The 13371-nt window shown below is 46.3% G+C and carries 12 protein-coding genes; all 12 read right to left on the bottom strand.

Annotation, left to right across the window (positions count from 1 at the left end; all coding sequences use genetic code 11):
* Positions 1–118: 118 nt before the first annotated feature.
* Positions 119–874 carry an RNA polymerase sporulation sigma factor SigF gene (gene sigF / locus ACFYU8_RS01185; RefSeq protein WP_390296588.1) on the bottom strand — a complete coding sequence of 252 codons (756 nt, stop codon included), beginning with the start codon at positions 872–874 and terminating at the stop codon, positions 119–121.
* Positions 875–885: 11 nt separating this feature from the next.
* Positions 886–1335 carry an anti-sigma F factor gene (gene spoIIAB, locus ACFYU8_RS01180; RefSeq protein WP_390296590.1) on the bottom strand — a complete coding sequence of 150 codons (450 nt, stop codon included), beginning with the start codon at positions 1333–1335 and terminating at the stop codon, positions 886–888.
* Positions 1335–1685, bottom strand: a complete 351-nt coding sequence (spoIIAA, locus tag ACFYU8_RS01175; protein ID WP_390296592.1) for an anti-sigma F factor antagonist — start codon at positions 1683–1685, stop codon at positions 1335–1337. Before spoIIAA ends, spoIIAB begins: the two co-directional genes overlap by 1 nt.
* Positions 1686–1832: 147 nt before the next feature.
* The gene (locus ACFYU8_RS01170) at positions 1833–3017 is read right to left on the bottom strand and encodes a D-alanyl-D-alanine carboxypeptidase family protein (protein WP_390296594.1); all 1185 of its coding nucleotides are present in this window, start codon (positions 3015–3017) and stop codon (positions 1833–1835) included.
* 145 nt (positions 3018–3162) lie between these two features.
* Positions 3163–5235, bottom strand: a complete 2073-nt coding sequence (locus ACFYU8_RS01165; RefSeq protein WP_390296596.1) for a methyl-accepting chemotaxis protein — start codon at positions 5233–5235, stop codon at positions 3163–3165.
* A gap of 180 nt (positions 5236–5415) precedes the next feature.
* Complete coding sequence (locus ACFYU8_RS01160; RefSeq protein ID WP_390296598.1) at positions 5416–6375, bottom strand: ABC transporter ATP-binding protein; 960 nt, start codon at positions 6373–6375, stop codon at positions 5416–5418.
* A gap of 14 nt (positions 6376–6389) precedes the next feature.
* Positions 6390–7379: an ABC transporter ATP-binding protein gene (locus tag ACFYU8_RS01155; RefSeq protein ID WP_390296600.1), complete on the bottom strand. Its 990-nt coding sequence runs from the start codon at positions 7377–7379 to the stop codon at positions 6390–6392.
* Positions 7380–7393: 14 nt separating this feature from the next.
* A complete protein-coding gene (locus ACFYU8_RS01150) occupies positions 7394–8311 on the bottom strand; it encodes an ABC transporter permease (RefSeq protein WP_390296602.1) in 918 nt (305 codons plus the stop codon).
* A gap of 6 nt (positions 8312–8317) precedes the next feature.
* The gene (locus ACFYU8_RS01145) at positions 8318–9250 is read right to left on the bottom strand and encodes an ABC transporter permease (RefSeq protein ID WP_390296604.1); all 933 of its coding nucleotides are present in this window, start codon (positions 9248–9250) and stop codon (positions 8318–8320) included.
* Between the two features lie 250 nt (positions 9251–9500).
* On the bottom strand, positions 9501–11150 hold the full coding sequence (locus ACFYU8_RS01140) for a peptide ABC transporter substrate-binding protein (RefSeq protein WP_390296606.1): 1650 nt from the start codon (positions 11148–11150) through the stop codon (positions 9501–9503).
* A gap of 113 nt (positions 11151–11263) precedes the next feature.
* Entirely contained in the window at positions 11264–11734 is a 471-nt protein-coding gene (locus tag ACFYU8_RS01135; RefSeq protein ID WP_012686077.1) for an Lrp/AsnC family transcriptional regulator, read from the bottom strand.
* A gap of 329 nt (positions 11735–12063) precedes the next feature.
* Positions 12064–13371 carry a pyrimidine-nucleoside phosphorylase gene (locus ACFYU8_RS01130; RefSeq protein ID WP_390296608.1) on the bottom strand — a complete coding sequence of 436 codons (1308 nt, stop codon included), beginning with the start codon at positions 13369–13371 and terminating at the stop codon, positions 12064–12066.

Here is a 13371-nt window from a genome sequence, read left to right as displayed (position 1 = left end):
GGAAATGATCGTTTATTTGCTGACCGCAAGCGGTCACATTCTGTTTAATGAAAAACATCTAGATGTTTTTCACAATAAAAACACCCCAGTCACATAGTGACCGGAGTGTTTTCATCAGTTAATGTTCAAATTGTTCTTTGATCGTTTGCAAAATACGCTTCTCCAGGCGCGATACCTGCACTTGCGAGATTCCCAGCCTCTCTGCTACTTCCGACTGCGTCTGATCCTTGTAGTAGCGCAGGTAGACGATGAGTTGTTCCCGCTCGCTCAATCGACTGATCGCATCCTTGAGGGCAATTTTTTCAAACCATTTGTTGACCCCTTCATCCGCAATCTGATCGATCAAAGTAATGGGGTCCCCGTCATTTTCAAAAACCGTTTCATGGATGGAAGAGGGCGCCCGATTCGCTTCCTGCGCAAACACGACTTCTTCTGGCGTAATCCCCACCACGTCCGCAACCTCTGCAATCGTGGGTGCGCGACCGAATTGCTTGTACAGCTCATCCTTTGTTCGTCGTACCTTATTGGCTGTTTCTTTGAGTGATCGACTTACCTTGACTGTACCGTCATCGCGTAAGAAGCGTTGAATTTCTCCAATAATCATCGGCACAGCATAGGTCGAGAATCGAACATCATAGGAGAGATCAAACTTGTCTACGGCTTTCAAAAGGCCAATACAACCGATCTGAAACAAATCATCTGCTTCGTATCCACGGTTGATAAAGCGCTGGACGACGGACCAGACCAGCCGAATATTGCTGTTGACGAGAAGCTCTCTTGCCTCAGTGTCCCCAGCCTGACTTTTGGCAATTAGCTCTTTTACTTGGTCATTGGTCAGAAATGGTTGACTCGCGTTTTTGATATCGGCACCCATAGGCACTACCCCTAATTTTGCAAGGCTTTGGCAAACGCTAGGCGTTTGGTGAGGCGCACAGTTGTTCCTTTACCCACAACCGTTGCCACTTCCAAAGAATCCATGAAATTCTCCATAATTGTAAAGCCCATTCCAGAACGCTCAAGCTCCGGTTTCGTCGTATAGAGTGGCTGCATGGCCTGCTCCACATCCTCAATACCTCGTCCATTGTCTTCCACAATCAGATCAATGCTGTCCTCTTGAATTCGCACAGAGATCTGTACCACACCCTCAGGATTTTCGTCATAACCATGAATAATGGCATTTGTAACAGCCTCGGATATAACGGTTTTGATTTCTTCTAGCTCGTCCATCGTAATATCGAGTTGGGAAATGAAGGCTGCGACTGCTACACGTGCGAATGCTTCATTTTGGCTCAATGCTGCAAACGACACTGACATAAAGTTACGTTGTATCATCATTACGCCACCCCCAGAACATGCAAAGCATCCGCTTCATTTTCGCGAAACTTGATCACCTTGAATAACCCGGACATCTCAAATATTCGATAGATCGTAGGATTAATCGAGCAGACGTACATTTCTCCAGATCGGGCAGAAATCTGCTTGTATCTTCCCAAAATAACTCCGATACCAGAGCTGTCCATAAACGCCAAATCAGCCAGACTCAGTACAATATGGCGTATAGTAGAGTTACGCAAAAGATCATCCGCCTTCTTGCGCAACTCCTCTGCCGTATGATGATCCAGCTCACCCTGCAAACGGATTACCAGCACATCCTGCCGTGTCTCCATCGCAACTCGTAAACTCATAGCTGACACACTCCTTCTCCCTTGATAGAAACTCTCTTTCTTCCTCGGCGAAACCAATTCCTGCCAGCCGACAAAAGAACAAAAAAATCGAGCAGCCACGCCATTCGATTCGGGGCAACTCGATTCTTTTCGCGCTCATGCTGTCTGTCAGTAGCTAATCAAAACGCTCTTGGTAGTTCGCTTGAGAATCTCCCACATGTTGGCTTTATCTACCTGATCTTCTGGGAACAGGTCGATTCGATTTACTTCCTTACCATCTTTCGTACGGATGAAAATGTGGCCGATTACTTGGTTCTTTGCTATTGGTGCATGCACCGCCTCATTGATGACAATTTCCTTCTGGAAGGTATCGGCTGATTCTCCTTTTTTCATCAACAAGCTTACCGCATGTGGCGTCACCGCATTAATTTGCGGTTTCTGACCTTTATCCACAACTAGTGCGCGCACAGCTTCTCCCTTTTTGTACATCGGCATCACCTGAAAGTGTGTGAATGCATAATTGAACATGGTCGAAACCTCATTGTTGCGCGTTTTTACATCAGGCTCACCCATGACGACTGCAATGACACGCATGTTGTTTCGTTTTGCAGTCGCTGTTAAACAGTATTTCGCTTCCCCTGTGTATCCTGTTTTCAAACCGTCCACACCTTCATAAAAACGCACCAGCTTGTTTGTATTCACAAGCCAGAAGGGACTCTCCGTATCTTTGCGCAAATAGTCTTGGTACGTACCGGTGAACTTCGTGATGCCGTCGTGCTTTAAGAGCTCGCGTGACATAATCGCAATGTCTGCCGCCGATGAGTAGTGATTCGCAGCAGGAAGTCCATTCGAGTTGACAAAATGCGTATTTTTCATGCCGATCTGCTGTGCGCGTTCATTCATTCGCGCGACAAAACTCTCTTCTGTCCCAGCCAAGTGCTCAGCCATCGCTACTGAGGCATCATTCCCAGAAGCAATTGCAATCCCTTTCAGCATGTCCTCTACCGTCATTTCTTCACCGGGCTGTAAAAAAATTTGCGATCCGCCCATCGATGCTGCTCTTTCACTCGTTCGAACCTTATCGGTAAGCTTAAGCTCTCCCCGCTCCACCGCTTCCATGATCAAAAGCATGGTCATTACTTTGGTGATACTCGCGGGTGGCATTTTTTCATTGGCGTTCTTTTCATACAAGACTGTTCCTGTATCCGCTTCAATCATCACCGCGGATGACGCTAGTGGGGCAAAATGATTATCGCCTTTTTGCTGTCCAGCCTTTTCTTTGGCAACAGCCATCGGAGAAAAGATGGTGAAGCACATAACAAAACATAGAGCGAGATATCCATTCCGTTTCATAGCAGTCTCTTCCCTCCATTCATGGTTTTATTCTCACCATCACGAAAGGAAAATATTCACACAAAAACGGCAAGATTATCTTCTCGCAACACATCCGGTTTCACGAAAAAGAGTCCCTTTCGCAGCTTGCAGAAGGGACTCTACCTTAAATGACGAAGCGGCTCACATTTTGAGTTAGCTCGTCCGCCATTTTTTTCAATTGTTCCACGTTTTCATTAATGCGTGCAATCGAATTCAATTGCTCGTCAACTGTCTCAACCACACCTGAGATCGATTCACTAATTTCATCCGACATGGTGGCAAGACGCTGCATGGAGTTCGTCACAACCTGATTACCCGCCGCCATCTCTTCCGAGGTCGCCGTCATCGATTCGCTTTGCTCTGCAGCCGATTGAATCTCTCCCACGATATTTTGGAAAGCAGTACCCACAGACTCGACAGACTGCAAGCCTCCACTCACCATTGTAACGATCTCGTCCATATGCTTGCTCATATCCATTGCTTCATCATTGATCGAATGTGCAATGGCAGCGATACGCTCAGAGAAGGAGCTGCTTTCCTCTGCGAGTTTGCGAACCTCGCTGGCTACGACTGAGAATCCTCGACCCGCATCTCCAGCACGGGCAGCCTCAATGGCTGCATTCAGCGCCAACAAATTCGTCTGCGATGCAATACTCGTAATCATTTCGACGATGCTCGTAATTTCACGAGCCCGCTCACGAAGGCTGTGCATTTGCCCGGCGGTACGTTCTACCTCATTTGTGGCACGTCTTACCGTATTGATTACGTTCTCCACTAACTCCATTCCGCCTTGCGCTCTCTCAAACGTACGAGTCGTGGCAACCGATGTAGATTCGGCAGCCACAGCCACCTGTTCAACACCTTCCGATATTTCAGAGACGGTATTGGCCGTTGCTTGCACTTCATTCGTCTGCGTAGAGACGCGTTGCGCGATCGAAGAAATATTATCCGTAATGACGTTAATGGCTCCTTTGTTTTCTTGCGCAAACAACGTCAGCTCATCTGTCGCTACGTTCAGTTGTGTAGCTTGTCCCTGTACAAGGGCAATCAACTTGCGCAGTTCAGCCGCCATGTCATTCATTTTGCGGCCAACCATAGCCAGCTCATCATTACCGTTTACCTTTACGTTGATATTAAAATGTCCGGCGCCGATTTGATCCATATCTCGTGCTATCGCGAACAGGGACAGTCGAATCCGTTTCGCAAACCACCAGATCGCCCACACCGAGAGTCCGATGATCGGCAAGCTGAAGAGCACGAAGTACAGCCACATTCCGTCCACTTCACCATACACCTCGTCGGTTCCCGTAGACAAAACCACATTCCATTTCAACATCGGGATCGGTGCAAAAGCTGCAAACGAATCAATTCCATGATCCGAGTACAGTAAGCTGTTGCTTGTCTCATACTGCATCAGGGATAGCATCTCTTGATAATCTTTGTCCCCTGCCAGCACGAGCTTGTTGTTATTATTCGGATTTTGATGGGCTACAACCAAACCATCTTGTCGAACGACAAATGCATAGCCGTTTTCCATGAAAGAGATCTCAGGAATCTTTTGAATCATTTGGTCAATCGTAAAGCCAACAACGAACAACCTGCTCGTATCATCGGCTTTTTCCCCTATCGGTGTCGCAATATAAAGAAAACTCTTGTTGCTGCCTTCAACGATTTCTTCATCAGAAATGACCAAGGATTTCGTGGTTAGCGCTCTTTGGAAGTACTGCTTTTGCTTGAAGTCAATCTCATTCGTCCCGGTCAAGGAATATAGGGATTTCCCGGTAGCCGTGTCGATCAAATAGATTCTGGATACTTCTTTATGTGCTTGGCGCAATAAAGTAAACTGCTCCATGATCAGCGGTTGCAGGTCTGTCATCATCACACGTTTGGTTCCCGCCGATTTGCTGGAGTTCACAATCGCTTGAATGTCATCTTCCATGCTATTCGCATGCTGGTCAGCCAGCATTTTTGCCTGATTCGAGGTGATGCTAAACAACGTTGATTTCGAGAAGGAAAGGGCTATGTATTGCAAAGAACCAATGATAATAAGTACAAGGATTAGACCAAACACAATCATTTTTGTTGCAAGAGATCCTTTAAGCTTATCCGATGCTACTTGGCTTGTTACATTTACTTTTTGTATGAGATTCGAAAATGCCTCCTTTTTCTTCCATCGTGGCGACAAAAATTTACTCATGCTGCCTGCCCCCTTTTTCACTCCTACAATTTTCCAGTGTAAGAACTCCGAAAAAATACCCCTGAAAAAAACTTCCTCTGGGTATAATACCCATTTTTTTCAGAGGTAAAACCTCCCTTATGAAGGGAAACGAGTTCCGGGCTGCACGAGTAGCCTCGGAACTCGTTATTTGTAGTTGATTTAGTTATACAAATGACAGGCCGCGAAATGTCCTGGCTCTACTTCTTTCCATACAGGTATGGATGCAGCGCATTCCGGCATTGCTTTTGGGCAACGCGTACGGAAATGGCAACCGCTTGGTGGGTTCATAGGGCTAGGTACATCTCCTTGCAATACAATGCGCTCACGGTTACGCTCAATTTCTGGGTCTGGAATCGGAATCGCCGACAACAGCGCTTGCGTATACGGGTGGAGCGGCTTTTCATACAAAGCATCACTTTCTGCCAGCTCAACCATTTTACCCAGGTACATAACCGCTACACGGTCGGAAATGTATTTTACCATGGACAAGTCATGGGCAATGAACATGTAAGTCAGACCCATTTTTTCTTGCAGTTGTTCGAGCAGGTTTACAACCTGTGCTTGTACGGATACGTCCAGAGCAGAGATCGGCTCGTCACACACGATGAATTTTGGCTCTACTGCCAATGCACGGGCAATTCCGATACGTTGGCGCTGACCACCTGAAAACTCATGTGGGAAACGGTTCATATGCTCAGGATTCAAGCTTACCAAGGAAAGGAGCTCCTGGATGCGCTCTTTGCGCTTTTGACCAGTCGCCAGACCATGAATATCCAGCGCCTCGCCAATGATGTCCCCAACTGTCATACGCGGATTCAAGGATGCGTATGGGTCTTGGAAAATCATTTGCATGTTACGGCGCATCGCCTTCATTTCCTGTTGGTTCAAATTCATGATGCTCTTACCTTCAAACAGGACGTCCCCTTCAGTCGCATCATACAGTCGCAAGATGGTACGACCGGCAGTGGACTTTCCACAGCCTGACTCTCCTACTACGCCCAATGTTTCTCCGCGTTTGATCTCAAACGAGATATCATTCACAGCTTTCAGAGTATTATCGCCAATCGAAAAGAACTTTTTGAGATTACGTACTTCAATCAAATTTTCACGATTATCCACTGATATCCCTCCTTCTACGCACGGTTCTGAGCAAGCGGATGCTGAAGCCAACAAGCTGCTCGCTGAGTCGTGCTGATGTCGTTCAGCTCAGGATCGATCTCTTGGCACACACGCATCGCAGATTCGCAACGCGCAGTGAATCCACAGCCAGCTGGCGGACGCAGAAGGTCTGGCGGCGTACCAAAAATCGGTGTCAGTGGCTCATCACGGTTCAAGTCAAGACGTGGTACCGAGCGAAGCAAGCCTTTGGTGTAAGGGTGTTGCGGATTGTAGAAAATATCGTCAACTGTTCCTGTCTCAATCACTTTTCCTGCGTACATAACAATTACGCGTTCACACATCTCAGCAACAACACCAAGGTCATGCGTGATCAAGATAATGGAAGTGCCTGTTTTCTTTTGCAATTCTTTCATCAGGTCCAAAATTTGCGCCTGAATCGTTACATCCAAAGCTGTCGTCGGCTCATCCGCGATCAACAGCTTCGGCGAACAGGCGAGAGCGATTGCGATCATTGCACGCTGACGCATACCGCCAGAGAACTCGTGTGGATATTGCTCCACACGTTTCTCAGGTTGCGGAATACCAACCATAGTCAACAGCTCAATGGCACGATCACGTGCTGCAGCTTTCGACATGTTTTGGTGTTTGATCAATCCCTCGGTAATTTGGCTACCGATGGTCATTGTAGGGTTCAAGGAAGTCATCGGATCTTGAAAGATCATCCCGATATCTTTACCGCGAATCGCTTCCATCTCTTTTTTCGACTTCTTGACAATATCCTCGCCATTGAAGAGAATTTGCCCTTTTTTAATTTCACCTGGAGGCATCGGAATCAGCTTCATGAGGGTTTGAGCGGTTACGGATTTACCGCAACCGGACTCCCCTACAATCGCTACAGCCTCTCCGCGGTTGACGTGAAAATTCACACCGCGGACTGCTTTTACTTCACCTGCATACGTATGGAAGGATACATGCAGGTCTTTTACATCAAGAATGCGTTCCATAACGACGTTCCCTCCTATTTACGCAGGCGTGGGTCTACTGCATCGCGCAGACCGTCACCGAACAAGTTAAATGCCAAGATGGTCATGGAAATAAAGATTGCCGGGAATGTCAAACGCCATGGATAGTACTTCATGGCCGGCAAGCCCTCATTGGACATCGTTCCCCACGACGCAATCGGTGCCGAAACCCCTAACCCGATAAAGGACAAGAAGGATTCTGCGAAAATCGCGGAAGGTACAGTCAAGCTCAACGTTACGATGATTGGCCCCAAAGCATTAGGAATCAAGTGTTTGAAGATCAGACGGTTGGCGTCAGCGCCAAGGGAGCGCGCTGCCAGTACAAACTCTTGGTTTTTCAATTGAAGGATCTGACCACGCACAATCCGGGCCATACCGATCCATCCCGTTATCGTCAAGGCAAGAATAATCGTTCCAACACCAGGCTCTAAAACAACCATCAACAAAATAACAACCAGCAGGTACGGAATCGCAAACAAGATATCTGCGAAACGCATCATCATTTCATCTATTCTTCCACCATAAAAACCTGCGAGACCGCCCCAGATCACACCAATGATCAGGTCAATGAACGCTGCGGCAAGACCTACTTGCAGTGAGATACGTGCTCCGTACCAAATACGCTCAAATACGTCACGACCTAGGTCATCTGTTCCAAACCAATGTTCAGCAGACGGCTTTTTATTCTTGCCAGCCAGATCCGTCGTAAAATAATCTTGGGGAGTTAGCCATGGAACCACAATGGCACATACGATCAATGCAGCAATGAAGATCATAGAAATCATTGCGACTTTATTCATTTTCAAACGACGCCAAACGTCAGACCAAAAAGAGAGACTTGGGCGCTTGATTGCTTCTGCTTGACGAAGGTCAACGGAAATTGGCTCGAAATGTTCTTTAGTCAAGTTTTGCACGTGTCATTACTCCTTTCCTGCGTCCGAAAGTTTGATCCGTGGGTCTACCAAGGTGTATGCGATGTCAACAATCAGAATCATCACAACTAGGATCATGGAGTAGAACACGGTCGTACCCATGATTACCGTATAGTCGCGGTTTGTAATGGACAATACGAATTCGCGACCAAGACCAGGAACACCGAAAATACGTTCAATAACGAATGCACCTGTCAAAATACCGGCAATCAGTGGACCCAGGTAAGTAACAACTGGCAAGAGCGCATTACGGATTGCGTGTTTTACTGTAATAGCAATAGTGTGCAAACCTTTTGCTCTTGCTGTTTTAATGTAATCTTGACCCATTACTTCAATCATATTGGAACGCGTCAAACGCGCGATAAATGCCATCGGTGATGCGGCAAGTGCCAATGATGGAAGGATGGTGTATTCGAATCCTTCCCATTTCGCGATTGGAAACCAGCCCAAATTAATAGCGAAAATGTATTGGTAAAAGGACGCCAAAATAAAGCTTGGTACCGATAATCCCAAAACGGCGATGACCATCGCGGAATAGTCTTGCCATTTATTATGGTTTAGCGCTGCGATAACCCCTAGCGTAATCCCACCAAAAATAGCGAGCAATAAAGCTTGTGCTCCCAAGTGAGCAGAGACTGGGAAACCACGATTAATCATGTCGTTAACAGTTGAAGATTTCTCCGTAAACGACGGACCGAGCTCCCACGTTACAACACCCTTCAAATATTCAAAGTATTGTTCGTGCATCGGTAGGTTCAGCTTGTACTTTGCCTCTAGTGCTGCCTTAATTTCCGGCGGGACCTGCTTCTCGGATGTAAATGGACCACCTGGTACTGCTTTCATGATGAAGAAGGTGGCCGTTACAATTAAGAAGAGCGAGATGAGCATAAAAATGATGCGCTTACCGAGATAACGGATCAACTAACTTACCCCCTTGGTAGATTTTTGATTGCTTTCACGTCCCATGTTTACACTGCGGAACGCTGCCGACACAGTGTAAAAATCGGCTGTGTAAATAACCCTTAGATCTCTTGCAGTAAAGCTTCTCTCTCTATTTTTCTCTTTGCTGGCAATCATGCCAACTGGTATTTATGGGAAGGGCTTGCATAGCAGAGGGTATATGTGCAACCATATACCCTCTGCTGCAAATCCCGTTTCCTTCGTTATGTGATTACTCGATGTATGCGCCTTTCCAATCCACGTCACCCAAACCAGTTTGGTGAACGCCTTTCACTTCCGGCTTCTGTACCCAAGATTGCGTGTAGAAGTAAATTGGCATGATTGGCATTTCATCCATCAAGATTTGCTCTGCATCTGCCAAAATTTTCTTACGTTTCTCGAGGTCTGGCTCCTGAGCGGATTGGTTCAACAACTCTTTATATTTTGCATTTTCCCAACGCGTATCGTTGTTTCCACCCATTTTATCCTTGTAGAGCTCCAGGAAGTTGATTGGGTCATTGAAGTCACCCAGCCAGCCCATCCGTCCAATCTGGAAGTTACCCTCATGCATATCTTCGAGGTAAACTTTCCACTCTTTGTTCTCGAGCTTCACATCTACACCGAGATTTTTCTTCCATTGGTCTTGGATGGCCTCAGCAATCTTCTTGTGAGCCTCAGATGTGTTGTAGGACAACGTAATCGCTGGCAACTTGCTCATGCCAACCTCTTTCAGTCCCTCTTCCAAAAGCTTTTTCGCGTTTTCTAAATCTTTGTCTTTGAAATAGCCGTTTGGATTCAGCACCATGGATGGAGGTACAGCGCCTGTTGCCGGGATTTGACCCGTTTGGAGAATGTTGTCGATCAAGGCTTTACGATCGATCGAGTAGGCAAATGCTTTTCTAACTTTAATGTTATTAAATGGCGGCTTCTCAGTATTGAACTTGTACCAGTACGTACCAGCGATTGGATTAGTTTGAATCTTGCCTTGATCTTTCAATGCTGGAATCGCATCTGTCGGCAAAGCACTCATAGGCGCCCCAGCCCAATCGATTTCGCCATTTTCGAACATGGAGAGCTCTGTATTTTCGTCTTCTACCATGGAGAATTCGATTTTGTCGAGCTTTACATTATCTTTATCCCAATAATTGTCGTTCTTCACGAGCACCATCTTGCTTTTGTGCTGCCAAGATTCGATTTTGAAAGGTCCGTTACCGACGTGCGAACTTGCTTCCCCTGCCCACTTCGGATTTGCATCAATTACTTTTTTGTTAACTGGGAAGTAGGTACGGAATGCAAGCAATTCTAGGAAGTATGGAGTAGGATTCTCCAGCTTAACTTCCAGCGTCTTATCGTCAAGTGCCTTCACGCCTACTTCATCAAGCTTTGCTTCGCCCTTATTTGCTTTTTCGCCATTCTTTACATAGTACAGCTGATATGCGTAGTTGGAAGCTGTTTTTGGATCGAGAGCACGCTTCCAAGCATACTCAAAGTCATGTGCTGTTACAGGATCACCATTGCTCCATTTCGCTTCTCTGATTTTAAATGTGTAAGTGAGCTTATCATCAGAGACGGTGTAACTCTCAGCGGCAGCTTCATGCGGCTTATCGTCGGTACCAATGCGCGTCAAGCCATCAAAGGTTGCCAAGATAATTGCGCCTGAAGTCGTGTCCTCTGCGAGCCCTGGATCAGTTGTAGGTGGCTCCGTGTGAAGGTTCATCTTTAAAACTTGTGGCTTCTTCTCAGCAGCTGGTGTTGCAGGCTGTGAAGGTGCTGGAGTTCCTCCTGCCGGTGGAGCTGCAGCTGGTTGACCTCCACCGCACCCTGCCAGGGCAGTTCCTAATACAGCAATCGAGCTCACAAGTGCAAACATATTCTTTTTCAACGCAATAACCCCCAGTATGTTTTTCTTTTTTGTCTTTTTTCTGAAAATAAAGGACGAAAAAAATGAAAACTACACGAAGCTGCTTGACTTCGGCTGGAAGGCATCAACCCCTTTCATTGCAGGGTCACCTCGTCGTCTTGAACGAAAGAGAAGGTGTCTTTGTACTGCTTCAGTTCCAATGAAACATCCGCAGCTGCAATTCCTTCAATTTGAGAGAGTCGTTCGTTGACAAAGGTGATCAGCTCATCATTACTATGGAAACACGCTTGGATAATCAAGTCGTGCTTACCGCTATAAGCGCCTACAAAGCGTACTGCAGAAAATTTGCTCAATTTTTCTGCCACTTCTTTCTGCAAACCTAGCTTTGTGGTTAACCCGATGATAGCCTGCACATGTAATCCTAATTTCTCTGGATCGGGTTGAATTACGAATTGGAAGACTCCGTCTTGCAAAAGACGAGTGATGCGCGATCGAATTGTTCCTTCACTCACGCCTAGTTGATGGGCGATTTCTGTATATGGGATACGCCCATCTTCATGGAGGATTTGCAGAATCTGTCTGTCGACATGGTCCAGCTTTTTCATAAATACGATTTTCCGGGAACCTCCATCATTTTTTTACGAATTTCGCAATAATCTTTTACAAACAGTCTAATACAATAAAAGTAATCTGAAATGATAGCGGTGTCAACGAAATTTGACAAGTAGAATAATAAAACTTTATAAAGTCAATCCGAACAGTAAAATATATTTTATATAATAAATAAGGACTTATATCTTACTATTGAATATGAAAAACTAGATTTAATCAACAATATTTTTTCGAGAAACGTATTTTTACTCATAAAACAAGGCGTGCGTATGTGCTCTGCACGCCTTGTTTTATTTGATTAATCAATTAATATCCGGATGTTCTATGCTTCAATAATTTTATAAATCAACGGTTGGTCTCCAGCGATCGCTGTCGAAATTTGGAAGGCACCTTCCATTTCTTTCAAAGCACTTTGCAAAAGACGGTCTTCGTTGGCATGAATGGTGACCAAAACTTCTCCAGCCTTCACTTGATCCCCGCGTTTTTTGTGCAGAACAAGACCTACTGCCAAGTCAATTGGCATTTCTTTTGTCAATCTGCCCGCACCCAAGACAACAGAAGCATGACCGATTGCTTCCGCATCAATCTCGCTGATATAGCCATCCTGCTCGGCTGTAACGGTATGAATAATCTTAGCTTGCGGCAGACGAGACAAATCATAGACGTCCTGCTTGTTTCCGCCTTGGGCCTCTACCATCTCTGCTAGCTTCTCCACTGCTTTTCCGGAAGCCATCAGATCTTCGAGCTTCTTACGTCCTTCTTCCACATCCGTAACGAGCCCACCCATAACAAGCATGCGCGAACCAATAGCCAATACCAGCTCAGTCAAATCACGAGGACCTTTGCCTGCAAGTGTCTCCACCGCTTCTTTTACTTCGAGTGCATTGCCCACAGCAAAGCCAAGCGGCTGGTTCATATCACTGATAACCGCCACCGTTTTACGTCCTACTTGGCTGCCAATCGCAACCATCGCATTTGCTAACGTTTCTGCCTCTTCAATACTCTTCATGAAAGCGCCCTTTCCTACTTTCACGTCAAGCAGGATGGCATCTGCCCCAGCGGCGATCTTCTTGGACATAATGGAGCTTGCAATCAACGGCACAGCTTCTACAGTAGCTGTCACGTCACGCAGAGCATACAGCTTCTTATCTGCAGGTGTCAGGTTGCCAGACTGCCCGATTACGGACACGCCAATATCACGCACCTGTTGCAAAAATTGCTCGCGTGTGCGTTCTACTTCAAAACCTACGAAGGACTCTAGCTTGTCAATGGTGCCTCCTGAGTATCCGAGGCCTCTTCCAGACATTTTTGCTACAGGAATACCCGCTGCTGCTACCAATGGCGCAACAACAAGAGTAGTCTTGTCTCCTACTCCGCCTGTACTGTGCTTGTCTACTTTAATTCCTTGCAGGGAAGACAGGTCAAGCTGTTCGCCTGACCCTGCCATTGCCAAGGTTAGATCTCCCGTTTCTCTCGCGGTCATGCCACGGAAAAAGACTGCCATTGCCAGAGCGGACATTTGGTAATCAGGAATACTTCCATCTGTATAGCCTGTCACCAGAGATTGAATCTCTTCTGTTGTCAGTTCTCCGCCATCACGTTTTTTGGCGATCATATCGACCATACGCAT

Source organism: Brevibacillus sp. NPDC003359, from assembly GCF_042878995.1.
Lineage (GTDB): Bacteria > Bacillota > Bacilli > Brevibacillales > Brevibacillaceae > Brevibacillus.
Note: the sequence above shows the minus strand (reverse complement) of the source record. Positions and strands in the feature narration are given on the sequence as shown.

What these genes read in the sequence shown, in the direction of transcription:
- sigF (WP_390296588.1), bottom strand. Translation starts at nt 874, where the DNA reads ATGGGTGCCGATATCAAAAACGCGAGTCAACCATTTCTGACCAATGAC.
- spoIIAB (WP_390296590.1), bottom strand. Translation starts at nt 1,335, where the DNA reads ATGATGATACAACGTAACTTTATGTCAGTGTCGTTTGCAGCATTGAGC.
- spoIIAA (WP_390296592.1), bottom strand. Translation starts at nt 1,685, where the DNA reads ATGAGTTTACGAGTTGCGATGGAGACACGGCAGGATGTGCTGGTAATC.
- ACFYU8_RS01170 (WP_390296594.1), bottom strand. Translation starts at nt 3,017, where the DNA reads ATGAAACGGAATGGATATCTCGCTCTATGTTTTGTTATGTGCTTCACC.
- ACFYU8_RS01165 (WP_390296596.1), bottom strand. Translation starts at nt 5,235, where the DNA reads ATGAGTAAATTTTTGTCGCCACGATGGAAGAAAAAGGAGGCATTTTCG.
- ACFYU8_RS01155 (WP_390296600.1), bottom strand. Translation starts at nt 7,379, where the DNA reads ATGGAACGCATTCTTGATGTAAAAGACCTGCATGTATCCTTCCATACG.
- ACFYU8_RS01135 (WP_012686077.1), bottom strand. Translation starts at nt 11,734, where the DNA reads ATGAAAAAGCTGGACCATGTCGACAGACAGATTCTGCAAATCCTCCAT.
- ACFYU8_RS01130 (WP_390296608.1), bottom strand. Translation starts at nt 13,371, where the DNA reads ATGCGTATGGTCGATATGATCGCCAAAAAACGTGATGGCGGAGAACTG.